The organism is Hyphomicrobium sp. 2TAF46 (assembly GCF_052114865.1).
Classification (GTDB): domain Bacteria; phylum Pseudomonadota; class Alphaproteobacteria; order Rhizobiales; family Hyphomicrobiaceae; genus Hyphomicrobium_B.
On record NZ_JBFRFO010000003.1, the window covers coordinates 137,453 to 160,602 of the forward strand.

A 23,150-nucleotide genomic window follows, 5' to 3' on the forward strand; every position below is an offset into this window, starting at 1 on the left:
CAGGCGCCAATATAATCCCGTCTAAAAATTCTCCCGCCAGGGCTAGCCTTCTCCGCCTTGCCTGGTTGCGCGCATCCAGAAGGTCATCCCTGACCCACATGGCGCCCACAATGTCATTGGTAGCCAGATACTGCGCAAGCTCCGCGAGCGCTCCGCCCTGTGGTTCCGCGCCCCAAAACTCCGCACTCCTTGCGAGTCTGGCGCATTCGGTCTTGATCAGAGAGTGATCCATTAATAGATGGCCGCTGCAGATTGCATGTTTATCAACAACAAATATCCGATTCCACGAAGGCAAATTAGAATTGGCGATAGCGGACCACAAAAATGTGAATCCGTCCAATGACTTGAGTGGCTTGCCTGTCCAGAATAATTTGACAGGCAGATCAATGGGTTATGATGGAGTTTGGGGGGCAAATGGCATATAAGGGACATATCGCAATATTGATCATGCGGGGTCTAATACAATGGCATCGCCAAACGAAAACGCGATTGTCGCTGGAATCGTCGCGGGGCGCATTTTTGGTATTTCTGGCGCAGCAGAGCGTCTCGGTATTTCTGTCAGCACGTTGAAGCGCGGATGGCCTAAGGGTGACTATCCCGCGCCAATTCGCACATCGAATTCAAGGATCGGTTTTTTGGAGTCCGATATCATCCGCTGGCAACGCGAACGCATTGCCGAGCGCGACGCACGCGTCATGCAAAAGTCAGCGTAACGAGTTTTCAGAAACAAAGAGCCGGCAGTCCTGCAAGACCACCGGCTCAGATTGTGGAGCGAGGCTCGCCAGAACCTCGCGGATTTTTGTCGAAGATCGGGAAGATCAAGACAGCAAATTTGATCTCCCAATTACGAGCAGTCGGAAGCGCCATCAAGATTGTCTTGACGGCGAACGGGGGAGATCTGTGCATTGTGGAATTCGACAACACGCCCGATCGCGAACGTCGAACATCGCGAAACACGGAATAGGAATGCAGACGATGCGGACCGAAAGGCGGCTCTAGTCAAGGAGATCGAAAGTTATCTCAGTGGCGAGCGGCAACGGGAAATGTCGGCCCGTGACCTTGCATCAATGAGTTCTGGCGCTAGGCGCCTTTTGACGCTTCGTAACGGGCTTCTACTTGCCACCTATTGCACCTATCGCCGTGGAGAAAAGAAGCGCACGTCGCTTCTTCCCGGGGTCCTCATTCTGATCTCCGTATACAGCGACAGTGACGCCGACGGCTTCTCCTGGGTCAGCCACGGGCGTATGGCGGCATTTCTCAATACGGATCGCGAGAGCGTCGCACGTACCGTCGGTGAGGCCGAGAAAGCGGGTCTTATTTTGAAAGCCGCCGAGCGGCGTGGTTTCACCAATGGTTATACACTCGCCATGCCAGGTGCGCTCGCGGATCCGAGGGTCAACATCTTCGACATGCTCGATGCGTTGGCGCCGCGCGAGCCGGACGTCCTGCCGCGTGGGCGGCGCCGTGAGGTAGGGAAGAACGTTCGGAATGCCGACCCTCACGCTACTGTCGGCGCGCCTGACAGCCGTGATCGTGCGATCACATCTGATGGTGACAGCCTTGATCCTACGATCACAGGTGTCGTCGACAGGTGTGATCCTAGGACCGTGACAGGTGTGATTGTGGGATCACCCGACTCCTCTACTGATCTCTCCGAAGAAGAAGAGGTCTCCTCACTCGCTGGCGCGAGGGAGTTTTCTTTTTTTGCGCCAAGAGAAGCGCCAATGGAAATCCCTGAAGAAGTGGCGCCCTCCCCCATACCCCCTCCCGAGGAGGGCTATACAACGCTAGTATATGCAAGTCGGGTATCTGCAACCTGTTCGGGACTGCGTGATCTCGTGACCGATGACTTGGTGCAGGCGTTCGCCGAGATCACGGCATGGCTTGCACCTGGCGACCGCCCCGATACGTGGGTGCCTCAGCTCGACCTCGATTTGGCGCGGAGGCACCTCGATAACGTGCTCGTCAAAGCCGATCCGGCCAGTGACCCGGATGACCGACAGCAGGCGCTGCGCGAAGCCGTCAGCACTCTCCGCGAAAAGCTTGATGATGCAGAGGTAGCACACCATCGCGGTCTCAGCAGCGCGAACATCGGCCATATCCAGAAGCCCATCCCTTACCTCGCAAAGACGTTCATGAACCGCCTTCGCGAAATTCCGATCGAGCGGCATAAAGATCAATTGGCAACGCGCAATGCGACGCTGAAGGCTCGGGTCGAGGCCGAGACGGAGATCGAAATCGGCCAGAAGAAAATTACAGCCTTCAACGCAGCCGTCGAGCAGCATGCAAATGCTCGGCAGAAGATCGCAGATAATCGTGCGGCAAGAGCTGGCGAGGCGCGTAGCGCAAAGGCAGAGCGCCGAGCCTACGGAGTAATCGAGTGCGACGATGGTTCGAAAACCTTTGATCCGTATGCGCGGGTTATGACTGTCCACCGCACGGATGTTGGAGGCAATGACGCAATCGAAATTATGGGTAGCTTCGATGGCGCGACGGTTGATGACGTGATCAAGGCGCTGCGCCGCGTTCAGGAATCCGATAAGCCCTCGTCGAACGGCAAAAGTGGTTATTTCGATCCGATGCCTGTCAACAAGGTTGTCGCGCTGGCAAAAAAATATTTGCCTGCAATCACGCTGCATCGCTTGCATGGCGCTCCGGAATCCTTTGTCGTTGGTCCGGTTGCCATGAAGTCCGACCTTGTCGCGATTAGTCAAAGCTGGCTCGACGAATTGAAGCGGCGGTTGCCTGACTTGTCACATGTAAATGTGGACGACGGCGTTCGCGCGCTGGGTTTGCCTAGCGAAATCATTTCTGGATCAAAGGCGTTTTTGTCCGGGTCGGTTGAAAGCGCGGTCTTTAAAATTGCAGCATTCACGACTTCCTCGCGCCTGGAGACGTACGGTCTGGAACTTAATCGGCAGGTCGAAGCCGAGATGGAGGCGCTTCTTTCACGCATCAATGAGCTGGGTCGCACCAAGCGCGAAGCGTCGGAAGCAGAAAGGGGCCGTGCCGCCGAGCGCGCGTCAATGGCGCCATCACCACAGCCGGGCAATGCCACGAGAAGCATTTGGCAGAATTGGCGCCACCAAATTTCTAATTCTGATGCGGATGGCGAGATCATCCACTGACTTCGGAAGATAGCGTGGGGAACACGAGTCCCGAAGGCACCGGGCAGCGGCGCAGAGGAGGAATGCCCATTTTTAGCCGCAGAGGGCTTTTTAGTCCGGCGGCTACCAGCCTACCAGCAGCCATTCAAACGCCCGCCATAGATCGAAACCGGCTATAAGAAACGACGTTCCAGTCGAGCGCGGGCATCACGAGATCGCTACGGCTATCCATAACTCCGAGAGTCGATACAACTCAACTCCGTGCCGCTCGCTTTCGTCCAACAGTTTTCTTGGTCGAGAGCCTCGCCAAGCGGACAGCCTTGGAATTACTTCGGAGCTAAGCAAATTGCGTCGAAGGCTTCGTCAACTGCGCGGTTGCGAGCCTCGTTCCAAGCTGTCGATGAATGCCAGGGCTTGCCTTGGCATGCACGAGGAGTTTCCCTCTTCACGAGCGCGGCAGCCTCGCTCGAATGACCTTCTTTGATCATCACGTAGGCTAAATCGAAAGGGTGGAGGAGGTATCCCTTTGACGACCTTCCAAGGGCTTTCTGGAGGAAGCTCAACTCACGAGGAGGTGAATAGGCAGCAAGACGCATGATCCGACCACCTTCCTTCAAGTCGCCTGCGAAAACGCAGGCCCAAGCGTCATCGAGAAGAAGCAAGTTCGGTTTCTCTTTCAGTTCGCTCGACATCGCGCTTTCCAGAAGCGCGGCGGCCTTCGCCGGTTCTCCCTGTGCGATTTGAAAAGCCGCCTCCGCACGAACTACACTTGCAAAAAGGTACGGTGGCACCTTCGTCAGGCGAATGCTTGCTTTGAGGGCTTCCAATGTACTCCAGGCCTGCTCGGGCTTTCCGCTCTTATCGTAAAGCTCGGCCAATGTAATCCAGTAATCGGCCGTGACACGGAGATCGTCGGGGCAAACGCGCATGACCTGGTCAATCCCGTCCTTGAGCGAGGCGATGCGCACGTCCACGGACTTATCCGCATTTTCTTCAAGCGTCGCCCGAAGAAATTCGCCTCCTAGCATCCGTAAGGGAAACCAAACCCCGTCGTGCCGTTCCTCCAAAAGTGACGCGAGCTTCGCTGAACGCTGCGGATGCGGCAGTTCCACGGCCTTTAGGACAACAATATCGTTTCGGCGCTTGTCCTGCGCATCAAGCGGCGCGCTCAGACTTTCGATTGTGGCTACCGTTGTGCGCCGAGGATCTTCCTCGAAATATGCGTCGATCGCTTCGTCAAAGGCTTTCTGAGACGGCGATCGGGAATCTGCAGGAGCGGTAACCACTTTCTGCTTCTGAGGTAGAAATGTAATGGCTACCGCTGCCACCGGCGCCCATACCAAAACCATGAGGGAAAGTACGGCAATGCTTTCCCTCATCCGAGTTGGCAGCATCTTTCGACGATCGAACACTCCTTTGATCAGACCGTACTGACGGGCAAAGGTCCGTGCGCCGAACCTGTTCCTTGCAATCTCAGACAGACGAATGAGTTGTTCGCGTGTGCTAAGCTCCTCTTTCCATGCGCGTTGCAACTCGGTCAGATGCCATTGGCTGCGCAATGTGTACGCGAAAAAGGCGGCTGCAGACACAACAATGGGATCCCGCAGATAAATCGCGAGGCTCGAAAATGCAGCAACGCTCAAAACGGAGAACACGAGGCGCGCACGCGGCCACCGGTTGAAAACTGAGATCTCCAAGAGACGTCCACCGTCGAGCGGGGTGAGTGGAAGGAGGTTAGCGAGATTGATAAGCACCGCCACAAATGCGATGCTGCTCATGTTTAACGTCTCGGTGTCGAACGGGTGGAAACCGCGATAGATCAAAAAGCCGAAGCCAGCCAAAAGACCCGGCAGTGGCCCGGCCAAGATCACGACCGCTTGCTTCCATGCAGGCATTTCCTTCGCCGTACCTGTAACGGCTGCGCCAAACAAGGGAATGAAGAACATGCTGATATCGCGGTAGCCAAAAGCTTTCATCGCGACCGCGTGTCCAGCTTCATGTACGAACAGAACCAGGGCCAGCAAGACGGCATAGTTCCAGCTTAAGGCGCTGCCCCACAAAGCGACCGACACGGCAAGCGTAATGATCAGCACGGCGGCGGTCACGTTGGGTCGCGGTGGCCGTCGTTCATTCGCGACTGCGAGTTCTTCATAGGCCCGCGCGAAAAGAATGCTTTGATTTGGCCCCGTTAACAGAGCCGATCGATAAGGCGCCTTGCGCTTGGTTTGCGTGGTCCATTGACGCCAAACGATGCGAATGGCCGAGCGGAGCGTGGGATGAAATACGCCATCGCGGCCATTCACGAGCGCTCCACTCTTTATCAGTTGCGATAGATCGTCTGCGGACCGTGCCTTGATCTTTCGGTCTGCTTCCGTGACGTCAATCTGGACGACAGACGCATTAGTGAGACGCGCCTTGTGAGCATTCCAATGCTCAGCCAAGGACGGAGCGAGGGCATCGACGGACTCGATTTCGGGCAACACACCCAACAAATACATTGGCGCGTAATTGACGGTCAAAAGAGTTTTGCCATCGGACCTGAAACTGATGAATCTTGTTGTGAAGCCAGTTATCGGCGACACTAAGAAAGCAAGATAAGCATAGGCATACCCGTCACTGTGCTGGAACAGAATTTCATCGTAGCTAATCGGGCCCGCTTCGACCCTATCCGTGGATACCGGTTCAAAACCAAGGTTTCGAAGCTCATCTACAGCTTGCTGTTGATCAGCATCAAGTGCGGGCGGCCGCGCAACACCAGTCGTCTTGAGTGGCCAGTACGGAACACGAAGAATAGCCACTACCATCGCGAACGTTCGGAAGGCGATGAAGCTTACGGCGAATGCCACCGCGAAAAAAGCAACATCCGAGATAGTACTCATCAACATTCCGCAAGGTATCCCCGATGGACCGATCCCAGGAAGCGGAACTTAATGATCTTCAAATAAGCTAGCTATGGCGGCGTGGGCACATTCACTCGGTAACTTGCAATAGTGCTAGCGCACCATCACAAAACAAATGTCGCGAGGTTTATTGCTCCGCCCGCATTCTGACCTTGTCCTGCGTCGACCGATGATGATCGGCGCTACATCGTCGGAAAGTGCGACATGAGCGCATTCTTGCGCTTAATCAGCACTCGCCCAGGGATCGCCGTCGTTGAGTCCCCATTCCTCGACCGAGACGATACGCGGAACTTCATCAAATGAGATTGTGAGCACCCGAAATGAGTAGGGTTTCGTTATTCCGCAGCGACCGATCTTGTAGATGTAGGCAGACGCCGCGTCGCGCCGTCGTAGTCGAAACCGCTCGTAGTCTTCTCCAGACACCACAATGTCAGGTGATCCCAAAAGGGAACGAACCTCTTCTTGCGTCCGGCCATTTTTGGCAATCGTGAATGCTTCACCAAGCAACAGTGCGCGCGTACACGCGTGAAGCATAGATTTATAATCTTCGTCGGACTTGCCCTCCTTGCTCCAATGCCGCGGAAAATTGTCAGTGCCCATGGCGACCATCAATCGGAGAGCGAGAAAAAGCGCTGCTACGCCGAAAGCGACGCCAAGAAGGAAGGCGCCAATGATTTTGGCTCTCATTTTCTGGAAAAGCTCCCCGTTGCCCGGCACGCCCTGCGAACCAGAGCTTCCTATAGCCCCATGACGCGCACCAACCCAAGGCTGAAGACTACGAGCACCGACTGCTAAATTAGACCTCTCGTTCTGCCGTCTAGTAGCGAGTTCAAGCCGTCTATGAAAAGCTGATCGCCTGGCCCCACGCTGATTGCCCTCCGGTAATGCGCTGCCGCCTCATCCAACATTCCCAGCGTCGCGCAACAATTTGCGAGGCAATAGTGCGCATAACCGTGCTCCCACTTGTCATTTACTTCTAAAATTTGCTGCCAACGCTTCGCCGCGAGCTTATAATCTCCAATCCTCTGCAGCTGCAGAGCTTCACGCTCAAGCTCCCTCAAATCATCCATCATTCGCCTCGCTCAAATTACTCGGCGGCTAGTCCCACGAGTGGTCTGCGTCACGCCAACTCGTTCACAATCCGGGAAAGCACAGTCACGACCTGCGAGTACACTCGGAGCGGCAATTGCAGATCAAGGCGTTCCGGCACGCCACGCAGAATGATCCTTGTTGTCACTATCTTGCTCAGGTCACCGCGTAGGCGCATGAAATCTAGGAGAGGTGTGAGTTTGATCGCGTCCACCTCGTCATACCTGCATTCGAAGTGCTGCGGTGGCCCCTCATACGTGAAGCCCATTTGCGAGAGCACGAGCGTCATCGGGCCATCCGTGACCTGATAGATCCGTTTGCCGAGAGCTGATTCCGGAGAATCGGACCATTCCCCGATCCCGGCGGCCACGGCGGAAGCCAAACTCCGTTTGATCCATCGCTCGATCCTGTCCACCTATGGTCCCTTCACGCCGCTGGCTGAAGACAAAGCCATTTTGCATATTTTTGACGACCTCGCGACGCACCTATCGATCGTTGGGAGCGGGAATCACATCAGAGCCAGTGTGGCCGCGGCACCATACGCATCACGAACTAAATGGGGATTGCTGCCGATCACAACATCCTTGGCTTGTTTCTTCTTCGATATAGAAACTAAGCTCACAAGGGGCGCCGATATAAGGCGTCAAATTGAGGGTCTGAATTGATGTTAAAGATTTTTGGCGTTGCAGGCATATTTTGCCTGCTTGCAGCGAACAGTGCTCATTCGCAAACGCTTACGCCGTCAGCGCCTCTCACTCAGCCGCAGATTAAGGAGGTCCAGGTCGCTCCAGACACATTTTCTCGTGGCACGCCTCCGCCTTCCTGGGTCGAAAACATTTCTATGCCGGAGCAAGATACGTCACGCCCACTAGTCGAGCGCCTGGGGGACACTCAAGTTTACATCGGCGATCAACCTACGACGTTCATTCATTTCGCAATGGCAATCAACGATGCGTCGATGCTGTCGAGCATGAGCCAGTTGCCAATTGAGTTCGTGCCTGAATACCAACGACTGGAACTGCATGCTGTGCGCATTTTGCGCGGCGGAGAGACACTCGATCGCACCCAGACCGCAATCATTAGATTTCTTCAGAGCGATGCGACGCTGGCGGTCAATGCCTACCGGGACGTCGTTACGGCATCTGTGTTGATCGACGACATACGCGCGGGCGATACGGTTGAATATTCTTATTCGATCCGTGGTCAGAACCCCGTATTCGGAGGAAAATTCGTCAATTATGCGTATTTGGATCAGCCCTATCCTGTCACTAAGCGACGAATATCGCTTACCTATCCTGCCGACCGCAAAATCAACTGGCGCGTGATCGGGGACACGCCGGGTGAAACTTCTGTCGTGCCATCGGAGGCTACTACCAGCGGTCAACGAAAGGTGGTCTTCGAGACTGCAGGCATGCCGGCAAAAAACGCAGAGCCATCTACGCCCACTGACTACACAACCTTTCGTTGGATTCAGTTTTCGGAATTTACCGATTGGAATGACGTATCGCGTTGGGCTTCGGGACTGTTCGACGTCGCTAAGCACGATGACGGAGATCTTGGCCGCGAGATTGGAATGCTCAAATCTGCAGCTACTGATCAGGAGCGTGTTGTCAAAGCATTGGAGTTTGTTCAATCCGAAATACGTTACTTCTCAGTCGCGCTCGGTGAAAATTCACATCGGCCAGCATCGCCAGAATTGGTCCTGCAGCATCGTTACGGGGACTGCAAAGACAAAGCTCTCCTTATGGTGGCTCTCTTGAGGCCACTAGGTATCGACATTCGTCCCGTCCTGCTTTCCGTGAGCCGTCACAAAGGTCTTGAAAAGGTCCTTCCTAGTCCTTTGAATTTCGACCATGCAATCGTGAAAGTTCATCTCGACAAAAGAGACTATTTCCTAGATCCGACGCGTCAGGGCCAACACGGTCGTCTCGACCGAATGGGACAACCTTATGAGGGCTTCCAGGGCTTGGTCATTGCCCCCGACACGCAGCAACTCATCACGATCACAAGCCCGAATGCCTTAGATCTTAGGCGGAATGACACCGTTGTCACCGCACGGATCGCCGACTTCGGTGGCGACGTCGACATTCAGACAGTCGATACGTTCAATGGCATCGAGGCTGAAACGCTGCGAGTGATTTTAAGGCAGCTCACCGCTGACCAATTCCAAGAACGTCTGACTGAAAGCACAGCGAGGTTCTTTCCGGGTGCCTTATCCACGGGCGCGCAGAAGATCGTCGATGACGTCGCGAATAACGTGCTGATTTTGACCTCGACATACAAAGTCCCAAAGCTTCTCAAAGACAGCAAGCAAGCTTGGTACTACGTCTTCAATCCAACTAATCTAGGTGGCGCCGTCGCGATAGCATCAACAACAAACAGAAGGGCGCCCCTGAAAATGACCCGTTTTCCGTTCGAGGGACAATTCACGCTTATTACGGAATTGCCGCCTAATGTTCACCTCCCACGCGATCAATTGAACCATTCCACCAAGAGCCGGTTCTTCACGTACGAGGCGTCTAGCGCGTATCGCGGAAACAAAATCACGACTGAGGTCTCGTTGAAAACTTTGGTGGACATCGTCGATCCCATTGACCTCGCAAAATATGCTCAGGACATTGCAGCGACGAAAAGTCCAGCGGGCTCGCTGGTCTTCATCCCCAAAAAGTTCGTCTCGGAAAACAAGTTGGCGGCGGCGAAGGTTGAGTTTGGACAAATTTTGAAGCGCGAGCGCATGGAAGAGATTGCCAGCTACTCTCGAATGATCAATTCCAAAAAGCTGAAGCCGACCGAACTTGCCAATGCGTACTGTGAGCGCAGCGCGCAATACGCCAATCTGAACATGATGGTTGAAGCGTTTCGCGATTTAGAGAAGGCCATCAAACTCGATCCAAACAACGCTCGCGTATGGATGTGCCGAGGCGAAGCGAACTTTGATGTGGCAGCATTCGGTCAAAGCATCTCGGACTACTCGAAAGCAATCTCACTCGATAGCAAAGATCCCTTTTACTATCGAAAGAGGGGGGAGAGCGAATTCTATAGCGGCGACCTCTCGGCGGCTGCCGAGGATTTCAAAAAGGCCAGTGCACGCGATGATCAGTCCACGAGAAACTACTCGGACATCTGGCTAGCTATGACCCTTATGCGTCTTAATAAACCTCTACCCGAAGATCTCCTCAGCCGCGCGGGTGCAGATCCACGCGGAAGTTGGCCACTGCCGATACTCGCGGTCATGGGTGGCTATCTAAGTCCTGACGATCTTGTAAAGATGCTCGATCAAAAGTCTGGAGACGAAAGCCGGTCCGCCGGCACAGAAGCGCACTTCTACCTTGGCCAGTACTATTTGCACCTCGGCGACAAGAAAAAGGCTCGTGAAGAATTTCTAAAAGCACGCGAGCTAGACATGTTCACCTACATCGAGTTCACAGCCGCCGAATTTGAGCTTGATGCCATGAACGGCGAACAGTCTTTGACCACGAGCACTTTGCCGTCGGGTGTGCCGGATTCCAAAGCAGTGGAGCCGGCAATCTCTCTTCCGAAAAGTCAAGTAAGCCGACAGAAGAAGAATGGTAGGCAGACGACAGATAAAGAATCCGAATGGAATAGAAATCCACTGCAATGAGCTGCCGGGTGGACGCGCACCGTACGCTTGTGATCTCGGACGATGCGGACCAGAATCCAGCAGCACGGAGACTTCTGGATCGCGCATGTCGACGGGGCCGAGGTGATCAATTGCGGAACTACTCGGCTTCAATAGCGAAATTAAAGCTTATCCAGGCCGCGATTTGCAACCTCCGCTAATCGGACGGCGTGACGGCTTGGGAAAACGGGGACGCCGCAAATTAGCGTAATTCGAGTTTTGCGGCGACCACGATGAGACCAGACTCTCACCGCTCTCGCCACCCGCCGATCTCCTCGACAAGCGCAGGGTGGCGCGCGACAAAAGCGAGTTTTCCAAAAATTGTGGAGAGATCTTCCCGTTCTTCGGTTTCAATCACGCTACCAAACTCTGCGTTCTTCGCGTTGAACCACTCGACCGCACGCCTGAGAATAGCTCGTACCTTCGCCTTTTCAGGCTTGGGTCCGAGAGCCTGAAGTTCTCGCATTACTAATTGAAGACGCTCTCGCGCAGCTGCCGTAAAGTCGGGGGGTGGGAACGGTGGATGTTCATCCCATCTCGGAAGCGGGCTCTCCAGCAAGAGCTTTTCCCACGTGAGCCCTTTCAGACGCTTCTCATATCGATCGAGATCGGCGGCTTGCCGCTCGGCTTGAGCTTCACGATAGCGCTCAATCTCTTTTTGGTAGGCGGCTCGGTCGTGCCGCCAGCGCCACTCGCCTTCTGCATGGATGCTCGCCGATCTCAAAGGACCAAAGGACCGGCACGCTGACATGAGTTCGGCGTCCTCATTCGCCAGGTCAACTGTGCCCACATAGCTAAACTCTGCCAGACCTGGCTCCCAATCAAGCATTGCGCCCCCGCACGCAGGCTCGTAACGATGTGAGAAGCGCGACGTTTTCAGCCAGGCCAGGCGCGACACTTGGCTAAGATCGGGAGGGCGATCGAAGATGCCATCGAGCACGACGTAGTAGAGGCTCGCGTTTTTGATCCCGAGAACTTTAAGCGCGGCGTATCTTCCTGTTTGTAGCGGGCTGAACTCCGTGGCCGGAGAGGTTCGAAACGAATAGATATCTCCGGGCAAATACTCTCGACCCGGCGCCTTTTGATGCTTTCCTGCCATTTGCTTTGTCTTTCTAGCGTCATTGGATGGTTAGCATCGTCCGCTTGCGCACTGCCACTTGATCGGCACATTCCCAAGTACTTTGCCGAGCAGCCTAGTGCGGCGCTACGTCGATGGCATTTGTTCTTTCAGATACAGGCGCATCGACTCCACTGTTGTGCCGGGAACAATCCATTTTCGGATAAACTGTGTAAGCGGCGGAAGTCGATCTTCGGTCAGCAAGATCCAGATGCGCATCATATCGACGTCTTTTTCGATTTCTTGGATTCGCCATAGGCCTTCGTCCAACCCTACGTCTATCCATCCCCTTTCCGGATAGTCCGGAGCTTCCGGAAGTTCACTCGCTTCTGCTTGATTAATCATCAGGCCTTTGGAACTCTGCGGAGCCACCATACGGAGAATGGGACTCGTGCCCTTCAATTCTCGATAAGATTGGACAGGGTCCAAATATGTACCGTCACCAAAGGAAATTCCGCCTCGTCCGAAAGGCATCCAGGACTGTGCTTGACCACTTGCAGTCACGATCTCGTCGAAGAGAACGAGCCAAAACCGCTCACAACAAGAGTATGCCTCCATATTAGAAAGATAGTCTTTGTGGACGAGTGGAGACGGCGCTGTAGATCTAAACATCATGACAAACCGCGTGGAGAAGATCGTCGCCGACCATGAGAGCGGTCAGATCACGCTCACACCTCTGGAAGCACGCTCTGGAACGGCTCAAAACAATTCTAGAACCTATCGAGAAAAGCACGAAGCCCAAAGGCATTAAAGGCGAGAAGCACCCTGCTGGCGTCATTCGACAACGACAGCTTCTCCGATAAGTCCATCTTCCCACAGATAAAACCTACCGGCTGCACGCATTTTGTCCGCCGCTTCTTTGCCAGAGGCAAAAACAAAGCCGATGGCATTGCGCGTTTCGCCAGGGCGAAGCTCCTTGTCACCGAGCAATGGCCAACCATCATAGCACTCGTCAGTGCTCCGTTGAGCCGTGCAAGGACATCCCCAACCCAATCCGATTGGCTTTGTCCGACCTCCTTGGAACGTCGGATAAAGCCACAGATCTGCGACTAGCTCGGGCGTTGAGTGCTTAAGTGTCTCGGCTCGGCTCACTGGCTTTCGCAATCTGGATATCGCATTTTGGTCTGATACTATCACAAATGGCATCACATATCGGCAATGAGCTTGAACATTCCCAGCTTTCACGACGGTAATCTTACGGGTGTCCAACTTGCCGAAGGGCAAGTGACACTAACCTTGAAGCGCGTAGATGGACAAATGTACGAGTTAGTCCTGTCATCGGTGCAGGCACTCCAAATGGATGACTTCCGGGAGGGAAACATCATCAATCGCCTTAGAGTTATCCAAGGCTCGGTACCGCATTCCGAAATTCTCGAACGCCTATTTCCGCCTCCACATCCCTCTGCCGCAGAAAATTACCACGCCGCTCACGCAAAGAGCCTCCAAACAAAAGCATTGAAGGTCGAAGCAGGCGAGGCGGTGGTTATCCTGATCGATCCATCCTATGGCGCGGACTTAGTAGCATTTTGCGACAGGATCACAATCACGGCTCTGACCACTACTACTGACGAATAAACTTGAATTGAAGTAACGAACTCAGAACAAGTCGACACCGCGTGCGTCCGCCCCTTTGCTTCAGCCTAAAAATTACCAAAGCCGCAATCAGCTGCTTGAAAGTTTTTGGATCGCGCGCGTTGCCGCCTTTCGAACGTGACCGTCGACGTCCRAGGACAGGAGTGACAACACTGGTAGGATGTCCGGACCTGAAAACTTCTCGGCCAGCTCGCAAGCCCATTGTCGGTGTCGGGCGAGCTGATCCACATAGAATGCGTCGAAAAGCGTTTGCCAGCGAGCAGAGGTGACTCGTTGCCGTAAGACCCAAGCAGCTGCTCTCCGAGCCTCAACTTCCGAAGCGTTGGTGTAGATGCGAAAGATCATCGGAAAATCTACATCCACCCAGATGGTACCGAGAGTGCGAATGGCTGTTTGTAGGGTGGCCCTGGATGGGCTCGCCAGTAGGGCTACCACAAGTTCATGCGCCTCCTGCAACTCCCATCGTGCGACGACTTCACAAGCTGTGCGCACAACATATTCTGATGGATCACGGAGGGCGCTCAAGATGATGGAACGCAACTCCCGCCCTTGGGGGTGATGTCCGATGGCCTCTATCGCGGTTCGCCGCAAAAATTGATCTTCAACCGCGGCTGCGGCGGCCAGTGCGTTCAGTGCCACCGCACCTTCTTGCAACGCGAGTTCACGTATGACAGGCGCCGATCTCACTTCGTCGTCCGGCTCATTCGGTTTACTATTCATCGGGCAAAAAAGTTCGCTCAAACACCTCGGACGAATTGTCAAGAAGCAGCCCGATGAGAGATGCCCTCGCTCTGACAGCTGTCTCAAACTCAGCATTGGTCCTGAAACAATTATATCCCTGCCAGATAAACGGCACGAACCCATGATACTGAAGCCTAAATAACTCCCCAGTTCGTCCTGAATCTTGGAACGTTGCACTTAGCTTCGACTGACAGACGTAGAGTTCTTCAAAGAAGAGATAGCTCGCGATACCATACGTGTCGTTGATACCTTCGAGAGAGCCCAACCTGGAAAGATCCTTTTCCGGCGCCCAACGGAGTTCCCAATTGCTGTTGAGCCGCTTGCTAACGATCGGATACACCCGATCCCCTTTACCCATCCACGCCTTGAAACCATGGTGCTGAAGCTGCCGTTCGGCAACGTCTCGAAATATCTCGCAGCGATCGCGAACGGTAGTGCCAATTCTTCTGGATAGATCGGTTGCGTGCTGAACTGCCTCAAGCTTTAGTATCTTCGCCGCTTCATCGAGCGCACGAAACCGTTTGGTTTCGTAGACCTCATGCATCTCGATCCGCCGACGTCTATCAACTTCGCTCAAAGCCCCGCGTACCCAAGCCTCGCGCGAAGGAAAATGTTCATCCAACTCTCTTTCGGAGCACCCATTTTGGGCGTCACGCTTCTGCCGAAGCTCCTCCAAGAACGGAGAATTACCGTCGCCTCTGCGTACCATACCATCCAACATGCCGACGGGGAGACGTCTGAAATTTTCCTTCGATTGTTCGCGGCGAACATGGCGCTCAACTGCAAGCTCTTCCGTATTCTGGGCGTAGCTTTCGTCCCAAGCTAGTAGCGGTTCGTAAGCAGCAAATCCCTTCGATTTGAGAATTGATGTAAATTCGTCAGTACGTTCGAACAACGCATCAAATTGGCTCAAGAATTTGAGTGCCGCGCTGCCGGACGTTTTCGATCCATCAAATCTCGTCATAGCGGCCCCAGTCAATGTCGCTTGCGGTCGGGACATCCAATTAGAATTTTGTCGACCGCCAGATCAATGATGAATTGAAATTGCTCTAGGTGCTGCGGAGAAGGGGCGCGAGGCCCGCCAGATATTCAATTTAACGGATTCCCGAAAGAGGGGGCAGAGGCAGCGACGCGCCATCTCGCTGCCGTGGGGAAACCGCGTCGCTTTTTAGGGAACAGTTGACATCGTTCCTCTACGCCACACCGCCGGCTTTGCGAGTACACGGCCTAGAATAAGAGCAGTGCGGTGGCGAGCCGCTCTTCGAATTTGGCCTTCAAGTCGTGAGCGAAATTGTCGGGAAAGTCGAAGTGGCTCTTCTTCAATCTCTTCGATTTGTTCGGAGGGTTCTTGAAGATGTTGAACCTGATTTTCTTGGCGCTCCGAATGTCCGCGAAAACAATGTGCTCATCCCGCACCAGTGTCAGAGTCAGAACGTTTTCTTCCTGGTGACGATTGAAACCCAGCGCGAGCACGCGCGCTTCGGCCCAGGAAAGCAGATCGATTGCTCGGCATTTGCCAAACCACGCATGATAACCTTCATCGATCAGCTCCGACGGCTCGAAGGGATGAACCTTGTATAAGGTCTCTGTGCTTCGGCGAGTGGCAGTTAATCGTGCCTTCTCTGCTTTCTCGGCCTCTTCCGCAGCTGCTTCGGCCTCGCCGTAGTTGCGCTCGACGTATGTTCTGCCAAGCTCAAGTGCTGCCCCGCTCACTGGACACTGGCGGGCATTGCCGTAGCCGGTCAAGTGGTGAACTAGGCCTCTCGGGATTTTAAAGCCTTCGGGATATGGTCCCAGCGTAGAACTTCCACATAGCGGACAGTCTGCTCGTCGCTCCCCAAATTTCTCAGTTATTGCGTCCTCAGGCACGCGATTGGCAATCTTTTCCGCCATCAGTTCTCGCCACGCCCAATATTCGCGCGTCGACTTGCACTCGCGATACGAGGCAAGAGTGTCTTGGTATTCGATCGGCACGAGGCGGATGATAGTTCTGCGAGCGAATTCCAATTCTCGCTCAAGCTCCCGCACCCGCTCTTCGAGCGGACAAACGTCATCGACGTTGGGTGCCGTCGGCGCACTTCAAAACTCCAATTGAAATGATATTGTAGCAGAGAATGTCCTTTTATTTTCAGTTGGAGGCGGTATTGCGTCTAACTGACGTCCATCTTCAAAAGCAATGAAGAATAGTCCGGCGTACATATCTTGAGCAACGCATCGTCCAAATCGACCCGTCGTGTAGAACGTGAGCCCGCTCTTTTGAATGAGCATCTGTTAAGCGCGGGCGTCCCACATCAGAATTGAAATCGAAATCTTGGCACAGGCAAAAAATGCTTGATCACCGTCGCCCGTTCGACTTGCAATGATGTATACGGACGAAGGGGGAGCGATCGGAGGAAAGGTCATGGCAAACGGTGGGGACAGCGAAGATAAGAAGTTGGTATTCGAGAAGCTGAAGAACCTTCAGGACACCTCTCTGAAGATTTGGGCCCTCTACATCACCTGGCAGAATTGGTTCATTGGCATAAGCGCCGCGGCGCTGGGGGCTTTCGCGGTCTATTTCAATCAGCTGAATAAGGTGGTCGGATGTGCCACGGGCGTTGCCATCTGTGGCGCAGCCGTCTTCGGCATTTGCGCGGCACGAAAGATCAGCGATTATGAGCTGATTGCGCGCAAAAAGACCCTTGATTTGGCGGAGAAGGTGGACTTGCTGGCGGTCAGCACAGCCGCGAGAGACGTGTCATCCCAGGTGGCGTCGTTTCTCAAGATTTCGCTCTTTGGCATTATTGCAGTGTGGTTGGTGGTGATCGGTGCCCTGGTCGCGCGAGAGGAACCGCGGCACACATCTCCTGCATCCGAGCAAGGGAAGGCCCCCCCGGTATCACCTCAGGGAAAACCGGACGCCAAGCAGCAATAAAAAAAACCACCGCGGATGCCGATCGTGCAGTCAAGATTTGAAAAGAAAGATCTGCTGGTAGCCTGAATAAAAACGCTGTCAGTTTTGATATCAAAACTGTTGGAGATTTGCTTGCAAGCACCGGGATTTCCGCCACCACTGCAGCCATTTGCCATCGCCGGCCAGCTCCAGGGATCGATTGTCCGTATGATGAGCCTGGGCTTTGATCCGGTCACCGCTGGTCTGCAAGTCCTGTTTCTCCCTGACATTGTAGCCGCTCACATCCGTGCGCTCGATAGTGACATTCGCTTGGCGCACTACACTTCTGCTGATAACGCGATAAAAATTGCTGACAGCAAGGTTCTCTGGCTTCGAAGCGTCGAAGATATGAATGACTTCACTGAGGTGGAGCACGGCGTAAAATCGGTCAAGCAAGCATTCGAAAGCGATGCTGGGCGCGCACTACTTGCCGCTTTGAAAAACATCGACCCTACGATTGCTCAAGCAACGGTCGATGCAGTCGACAGTCTCCTGCCATCGCTAAGGAGGGATGTTTTCATTGCCTGTCTATCGGAGCATCACCCGACATGCCCGAGAGAGTCGAAGTATGGCCGCCTTTCAATGTGGCGAGGCTATGCAAAACAGAATGGTGTAGCAGTCGTCGTCAATATGAAGCCCATGCGCACGATTACCGACTACTTTGACGCATACTCGTTCCCGGTTCTATACGCCGAACAAAAAGAAGTGACCGAGAAGATCGGCTCGATCGCAGAGGCGATCAATGCGAACCTCCAACTACTAACTCAGCTTCCGCGTGAGCAACTGCTGTGGGCCATGTCAGCGATGCTCAACTACTACGCGACCTGTGTAAAGCACCCGGGCTTCGAAGAGGAACGCGAGTGGCGCATCGTCCACCAACGGCGCGTTGGGGTGGCCAGCAAACTCCAAATAAAACCTGTTACCATCCGAGGCATACCTCAGCCTGTCGTCGAATTCCCTCTAGATATAAATCCGCCGGATGGCAGCGGGTTTCGGCTTTCTGACGTTGTCGAACAGATCATCATAGGACCGACGGCCCAAAGCGGTCTGATCAAAGAAGCAGTTCAATCAAAGTTGGCTGAGATTGGGATCGAAGACGGACCAAACAGAATTTATGAGTCCGACGTCCCGTTCCGAGTATAGGGTGACGCAGGTCACCTGTACTCATCTGATCGCTGGTGCTGGCTCAGGGTCGAACCCAGCGCACCCCGCCGCCGTGGCTGCCGGCAGCATGCAGCAATTCAACGCCATGATCTAGGAGCCCTCCGACGACTTTCTCCCAGGTCGTGAGTGAGATCGCACCGTGTGTCATGCGTTCCGAGACGGTGATTGTCTCCGCAGCTTCGATCCGCCGAATGGTCCGCTCTGTGACACCCGCGGCATTGGCTAGCTCGATGATCGTCAAGCCGGCGAGTGCTCTCGCTGCGGTGATCTGTTTTCCATGCCACGCGTTCATGGCGGCGAGATATCAGATTCTAAGAGGGACGAATATCAGCCTTGGCAAGGGACGAAAAACGTCCCTATATAGGTTCCGACAAGGGACGGTTATCGGGACTTATCAGGCTCGGTTCAATGAGCAGGGGCGCCATGTCGAGCACGGACGTCATTCCGCAAGTCGACCACCTTTCAAACGATGCGTTAGCCTTTCTGAGGGCGTCTCTCGCGCCGAACACGCTTCGTGCTTACGCGGCGCAGCTCAAAGAGTGGGAAGCCCCACTGCGAAGAGGAGAGGATCGCTCCGTATCCGGCCTCTCCAGTCGCCGTTGCAAACTGGATCGCCGATCGCGCCAATCATGGACGACGGGGCGGTAGGCGGCTGGCGAGCGGCGAGGTAGGGCAGGCGATTGCGATCGTCAGGACAGCCATCCCTGCGATCCGAGCGGCGCACATCGCCAAGGGCCTGACCTTCGGCACGCGGCATCAAGCTCTCCGTGGCGTGCTCCAGGGCATCAAGCGCGAGAAAGCTGAAGCGCCCAATCAGACTGCCGCACTTCAGGCGCGCCAGCTCCTCGACATCCTCGCTGGCCTTGGCGACGACCTGGTTGCCGTCCGCGATGCCGCCCTTTTGGCGCTGGGCTTCGCAGCAGCGCGTCGGCGGAGTGAGATCGTTGGCCTCGACCTGGACCGGCTGGGGGAGGGAAGCGGCATCGTTGTTCGAAGTGCCAAGGATTTCCGGATCATCCTGGTCCGCGGCAAAACCGTGACCGATGATGAAGACCCAATCATAGTGAACCGCGAGGACAACCGGGAAGCGGCGAGGGCGATCGATTGCTGGATTGATAAGGCGGGAATTGCCACCGGCCAGGCAGTGTTTCGATCGATCAGGAAGGGCGACAGGCTCCAGACAGGGCGCCTGTCAGCGGATTACGTTGCTCGGATCGTGAAGGCTCGCGTCGCCGAGCATCTCGTGAAAATCGGAGTGCCGGAAAAGCTCGCGCTGACTGAGGCCAAAAGGTACGCGGCACATTCACTGCGTCATGGATTTGCGGCCAGCGCCGCGGAGGCCGGCGCTTCAACGCTGGAGATCGCAAGCGTGACCGGTCATCGATCGCAGGCAATTCTTGCACGGTATGTGAGACAAGCCGACAAAAACAACCTCCGCCCTGGTCGACGGAGCGGGGTTGGATTGCGTAGAGAGGCTTGAGCGATAGGAGAGTAAAGGAGAAGGCTCGATGGAGGAGACAGAAACAACCGCGGGTCGGTCAGCCGAGTAAATTGGTGCGCTATTACCAAGAAGACCGTGAAAGGGCGGGCATTCTCTCCGTCGCCCCACCAATGCTTTGGGCGGGGTTCGGCGAGACAGTAACTGCTTTGCAAACAGAACGCCTCCAATCCGCGAACAACGCCCAGGCCCCGTACTGACTGCCTCGAAAGGCCATCCTTACAAATCTTCGTCCAATTCCTGAGGCATGTGCTGCGCCACGGTGCCGCCGCTGGCGGCCGCAGGGACCCGAACATGAACACACCGACCGCTAGGCACGACTCCACAGCCGAACTCGCCCGCCTGCTTGTGCCAAGCGTGCTCGGTTTCGCGACGCACTTTGAGGCCACAGAGATTGTCGCTTTTAGGACCGGCGAGGCTGCGCCGATCAATGTTTTCTCTATCTTCGTTGCCGAGGAGCTGGACGGCGAAACTGAAACAGCAGTTACCTTTCTCAATGGCCGCAATCGTATCGAGCTGAAGTCGCTTAAGGGGTGGAAGTTCGGCGTTGCGCGCTACCGCTTGAAAGCGGCCAAACTGTCAACTGCTTTCGATCACCTCCGTTCGACAAGGCAATGGAAGCCGTCGGGCGAGATATTACGTGTGGGTATGCTCGAAGGCTTGCCTCCCGTCTTTGTGCCAGCCGACACCTACATGGGGGTTCCTTGGAATCAGGTGCTGAAGAACAACTTCTGGAGCGGCTCGTACGTGCTTGAATGGGCCGATAAGGTGAAGGCTGACCTGCAACCACTATATGAAGATCCGCTCCGCCTACGTGAACTATCTGCGGCCGTGCAGCCCTACGTGCCACTTGGGCTTGCTAGCTTCGCCGACCGGCTCGGCAATGTAGCGGTGCAGATTCCCGCCAGCATAGTTATGGCGACCGTTTCCCGAGCTGATGAAGAACTATGTCTGGAACTCGCCTGGCACCCGCTCGCAACGCCCCGCCCGCTGCGGGTGTCATTCGAGATGGAGCACGACCGCACCGTTTGTGGGTTTGGGTCGGCGGCAGTCACCGAACCATGCACTGTCGTTCCAATACAGACACGGCGCGGCATCCTGCGCGCTCATCTCTGGGACGACGCGCACCGCCTGCTCCTCTGGAGCCTCGGCGAGTCTGCCTTCATCAATACCATCGGCTTCCACACCACGCTTGGCGAGCCGGAGCCGCGCAGCTTTATCGTAACGGGTGATAACGGCGTCCGGCACGAGGAGCGTGTCCGCCTTGTTACCCCCTCAATCGATGCAGCCATCGGCGACAAGCAAGGCGACGACAACGGCGGTCGAACACATTGGCGCATCTATCGCCACGAAGTTGAACGCCTTGCCAGCGAACGGCGCTTTGTCCAGTACAGGCCGGAGCCCGGCGAAGTGCCAGTCGAACGCCGGAAGGCGATTGCCGATCTTCGCCTTCTCATTAATCAGTACGGTAAGACCGGCACTTGGCTGTGGGATCCGTACCTGAATGCCAACGACATCCTGCAGACGCTATTCTACTCCAAGTTTAGCGGCGCTGATCTTCGCGCGCTGACCGCTGCAGAGAGCGTCCCTGGAAGCGGCGCAACGCGCACCGACTTTGTCGCGGAGCAACGCGCTGTGTTAGAAGCGGCAGCAGGCAACCGGCGCGGACTTCGCCTCGAATACCGCGCCCGCGTTGGCCAGGCTGGCTGGGGCTTCCACGACCGGTTCCTGATCTTTCCCGGGACCGAGCGTGGTGCGTTTGCCTGGTCGCTTGGAACGTCCGTCAACAGCGTTGGCACGGATCACCATATTCTGCAGCGCGTCGATGACGGACAGCTCGTAGCTGATGCCTTTATCGAGCTTTGGGACCAGCTCGACGCTCCCGAACATCAGGTTTGGAAATCATCATGACCGGCACCACGCCGCGCTTCAGCGAGATAATGGCCGCTGCCGTTGAGTCGGGGGCCGAAGCCGTGCCCCGCACCCTACTGGCCGAACTGGGCGGCGTTCGTTCCCCGGTTGAAGCCATCGGTAATCCTGACCAGCGTGACGCGCTCTTCGCAGCCTTCACCCGCGAGTACGACTTCATCCAATACGCACTATGTGGAGGAGAACTCAGTACGCAGGACCGCGAGAAATGGATCGCACTGTCGCGCTGGCTCATTCGCGAGTTGCGTGATTGGACCCCCGCCGCCGATCCGGAATTCTGCCGTCTGGTTGCTGCTTGCGTTGTGATCGAATGCTGTGGTGGTGCCCAGACCCTCTGGAGCTCCATGCCTGCCTGCGTAGGCGCCAATGCACAACTGCTCGCGGAATTTGAGGTCACAGTCCGTTCTGCCGACATCGGCGTAACGGCGAGCGAACATTCGCTGCTCTGGGAGTGCGATGTCCTTGCGGCTATCGCGGAGGCAGACATGGCCCGTGACTGGGTTAGAATCCGCGAGCTGCTTCCACAACTGGCCAACGTGCTCTTCCCTCCGACCCGCCTCACCGTTGCGGCGAATGCCCTTGCCAGGTTCGATTTAGACCGCCTAGTGCGCTCCTTCTCGGCCATAACGACCACGCCCGCCGCCATCGTATCCGGGCGCGCGCTTGGCCAACAGTTCCGCCTGCGCGCTGCCAGCGAAAGCGCAAATCCTCATGTACAGTTCTGCTTTACGCTGCTCACATTGATCGACAGTCCGAGAGACGCTGTTCTGCCCGATGCCGACCGCAAAAGCCTCGCGAACCTGCTTGTCTCTGTCGCGGGAGACACCCGGCGCTGGACTACCTGGATGCGCGCATTGAACATGTATCCCGTGTGGTTGCCCATCCTGCAGCCGGCTCTCGGCTTAGCACTGGCGGAGGCACCTGCTTCAGCCTTGGCGCCATACGTGGATTCCATAGAGCTTACGAACGGCGCGGCTCACAGACGCGAACAGGTGGCGGAGTGCCTCCGCAATTTCCGTGCAGCCGCCGACAATGCCCATGCCAGAAATCTGTTTGCTCTAGCCCATACGCGATGGCAGAACTGGAATTTCGGTGGCGACGCCAGCGATGCCCTTATCACGGGTATCGCCAGATCAGAGCTCGACTACGCGGTCGTAGGCTATGTACTCGAATGCATGAGCGAAAGTCAGTGCGCGCAAGAGATGCACAGTTTGCTCGCTGAACTAGGCAGTCTGGACAACGCCTGGCACGTCTCGAAGATAGCAGTACTATCAGAATGGAACCGCATCCTTTCGCGCTTCCAACCCTATGCCCACGCCGACCTCGTCCGGAAATCGGGCGGAGATTGGCTGGCCCGGCAGCAGCTTTACAAGCCGAACGCCTTTGCGAGCCGCTACGCGGTGATGAGGTTTTCTTCTCGCTGACGCGGCCCGTATGCAG

General features: G+C 55.4%; 20 protein-coding genes. 9 read left to right on the forward strand and 11 right to left on the reverse strand.

Features of this window, described 5'->3' with window-relative positions:
- The first annotated feature begins 464 nt into the window (after window positions 1-464).
- Entirely contained in the window at window positions 465-713 is a 249-nt protein-coding gene (locus tag AB4Z24_RS07360; RefSeq protein WP_441707047.1) for a helix-turn-helix transcriptional regulator, read from the forward strand.
- 606 nt (window positions 714-1,319) lie between these two features.
- Window positions 1,320-3,128, forward strand: coding sequence for a hypothetical protein (locus AB4Z24_RS07365; protein WP_441707049.1), 1,809 nt, complete (start codon window positions 1,320-1,322; stop codon window positions 3,126-3,128).
- A 305-nt stretch (window positions 3,129-3,433) separates the two neighbouring features.
- Here AB4Z24_RS07365 and AB4Z24_RS07370 read toward each other — a convergent pair whose 3' ends face one another.
- The 4 genes from AB4Z24_RS07370 to AB4Z24_RS07385 all read right to left on the reverse strand — a co-directional run bounded on the left by AB4Z24_RS07370 (window position 3,434) and on the right by AB4Z24_RS07385 (window position 7,511).
- Entirely contained in the window at window positions 3,434-5,986 is a 2,553-nt protein-coding gene (locus AB4Z24_RS07370; RefSeq protein WP_441707051.1) for a site-2 protease family protein, read from the reverse strand.
- A 243-nt stretch (window positions 5,987-6,229) separates the two neighbouring features.
- On the reverse strand, window positions 6,230-6,694 hold the full coding sequence (locus AB4Z24_RS07375) for a hypothetical protein (RefSeq protein WP_441707053.1): 465 nt from the start codon (window positions 6,692-6,694) through the stop codon (window positions 6,230-6,232).
- A gap of 104 nt (window positions 6,695-6,798) precedes the next feature.
- Window positions 6,799-7,080 (reverse strand): tetratricopeptide repeat protein, encoded by a 282-nt coding sequence (locus AB4Z24_RS07380; protein WP_441707055.1) that lies wholly within the window; start codon window positions 7,078-7,080, stop codon window positions 6,799-6,801.
- 47 nt (window positions 7,081-7,127) lie between these two features.
- Entirely contained in the window at window positions 7,128-7,511 is a 384-nt protein-coding gene (locus AB4Z24_RS07385) for a hypothetical protein (RefSeq protein ID WP_441707057.1), read from the reverse strand.
- A 249-nt stretch (window positions 7,512-7,760) separates the two neighbouring features.
- Here AB4Z24_RS07385 and AB4Z24_RS07390 point away from each other — a divergent pair, with 249 nt between their 5' ends.
- A complete protein-coding gene (locus AB4Z24_RS07390; RefSeq protein ID WP_441707059.1) occupies window positions 7,761-10,718 on the forward strand; it encodes a DUF3857 domain-containing protein in 2,958 nt (985 codons plus the stop codon).
- Window positions 10,719-10,983: 265 nt separating this feature from the next.
- Here the strand turns inward: AB4Z24_RS07390 and AB4Z24_RS07395 are convergent, their stop codons facing one another.
- From AB4Z24_RS07395 to AB4Z24_RS07405, 3 genes are all read right to left on the reverse strand, one after another.
- The gene (locus AB4Z24_RS07395) at window positions 10,984-11,676 is read right to left on the reverse strand and encodes a hypothetical protein (protein ID WP_441707061.1); all 693 of its coding nucleotides are present in this window, start codon (window positions 11,674-11,676) and stop codon (window positions 10,984-10,986) included.
- A gap of 264 nt (window positions 11,677-11,940) precedes the next feature.
- Window positions 11,941-12,468: a hypothetical protein gene (locus tag AB4Z24_RS07400; RefSeq protein WP_441707062.1), complete on the reverse strand. Its 528-nt coding sequence runs from the start codon at window positions 12,466-12,468 to the stop codon at window positions 11,941-11,943.
- 159 nt (window positions 12,469-12,627) lie between these two features.
- Window positions 12,628-12,783: a hypothetical protein gene (locus AB4Z24_RS07405; RefSeq protein ID WP_441707064.1), complete on the reverse strand. Its 156-nt coding sequence runs from the start codon at window positions 12,781-12,783 to the stop codon at window positions 12,628-12,630.
- Window positions 12,784-13,017: 234 nt separating this feature from the next.
- Here AB4Z24_RS07405 and AB4Z24_RS07410 point away from each other — a divergent pair, with 234 nt between their 5' ends.
- Window positions 13,018-13,428, forward strand: coding sequence for a hypothetical protein (locus AB4Z24_RS07410; protein WP_441707066.1), 411 nt, complete (start codon window positions 13,018-13,020; stop codon window positions 13,426-13,428).
- An 87-nt stretch (window positions 13,429-13,515) separates the two neighbouring features.
- Here AB4Z24_RS07410 and AB4Z24_RS07415 read toward each other — a convergent pair whose 3' ends face one another.
- The 3 genes from AB4Z24_RS07415 to AB4Z24_RS07425 all read right to left on the reverse strand — a co-directional run bounded on the left by AB4Z24_RS07415 (window position 13,516) and on the right by AB4Z24_RS07425 (window position 15,900).
- Window positions 13,516-14,166 carry a HEAT repeat domain-containing protein gene (locus AB4Z24_RS07415; RefSeq protein WP_441707067.1) on the reverse strand — a complete coding sequence of 217 codons (651 nt, stop codon included), beginning with the start codon at window positions 14,164-14,166 and terminating at the stop codon, window positions 13,516-13,518.
- Window positions 14,159-15,151, reverse strand: coding sequence for a hypothetical protein (locus AB4Z24_RS07420; RefSeq protein ID WP_441707069.1), 993 nt, complete (start codon window positions 15,149-15,151; stop codon window positions 14,159-14,161). The genes AB4Z24_RS07415 and AB4Z24_RS07420 overlap by 8 nt, the downstream gene beginning before the upstream one ends.
- A 263-nt stretch (window positions 15,152-15,414) precedes the next feature.
- Window positions 15,415-15,900: a hypothetical protein gene (locus AB4Z24_RS07425; RefSeq protein ID WP_441707071.1), complete on the reverse strand. Its 486-nt coding sequence runs from the start codon at window positions 15,898-15,900 to the stop codon at window positions 15,415-15,417.
- A gap of 646 nt (window positions 15,901-16,546) precedes the next feature.
- Here AB4Z24_RS07425 and AB4Z24_RS07430 point away from each other — a divergent pair.
- Window positions 16,547-17,101 carry a hypothetical protein gene (locus AB4Z24_RS07430; protein ID WP_441707073.1) on the forward strand — a complete coding sequence of 185 codons (555 nt, stop codon included), beginning with the start codon at window positions 16,547-16,549 and terminating at the stop codon, window positions 17,099-17,101.
- Window positions 17,102-17,212: 111 nt separating this feature from the next.
- Complete coding sequence (locus AB4Z24_RS07435; RefSeq protein WP_441707074.1) at window positions 17,213-18,262, forward strand: DUF2971 domain-containing protein; 1,050 nt, start codon at window positions 17,213-17,215, stop codon at window positions 18,260-18,262.
- Window positions 18,263-18,305: 43 nt separating this feature from the next.
- Here the strand turns inward: AB4Z24_RS07435 and AB4Z24_RS07440 are convergent, their stop codons facing one another.
- Window positions 18,306-18,575: a helix-turn-helix transcriptional regulator gene (locus AB4Z24_RS07440; RefSeq protein ID WP_441707076.1), complete on the reverse strand. Its 270-nt coding sequence runs from the start codon at window positions 18,573-18,575 to the stop codon at window positions 18,306-18,308.
- Window positions 18,576-18,797: 222 nt separating this feature from the next.
- Here AB4Z24_RS07440 and AB4Z24_RS07445 point away from each other — a divergent pair, with 222 nt between their 5' ends.
- The 3 genes from AB4Z24_RS07445 to AB4Z24_RS07455 all read left to right on the forward strand — a co-directional run bounded on the left by AB4Z24_RS07445 (window position 18,798) and on the right by AB4Z24_RS07455 (window position 23,134).
- On the forward strand, window positions 18,798-19,763 hold the full coding sequence (locus AB4Z24_RS07445; protein ID WP_441707078.1) for a tyrosine-type recombinase/integrase: 966 nt from the start codon (window positions 18,798-18,800) through the stop codon (window positions 19,761-19,763).
- A 312-nt stretch (window positions 19,764-20,075) separates the two neighbouring features.
- Entirely contained in the window at window positions 20,076-21,692 is a 1,617-nt protein-coding gene (locus AB4Z24_RS07450; protein ID WP_441707080.1) for a VPA1262 family N-terminal domain-containing protein, read from the forward strand.
- Complete coding sequence (locus tag AB4Z24_RS07455; protein WP_441707082.1) at window positions 21,689-23,134, forward strand: hypothetical protein; 1,446 nt, start codon at window positions 21,689-21,691, stop codon at window positions 23,132-23,134. Before AB4Z24_RS07450 ends, AB4Z24_RS07455 begins: the two co-directional genes overlap by 4 nt.
- The last annotated feature ends 16 nt before the right edge of the window (window positions 23,135-23,150 follow it).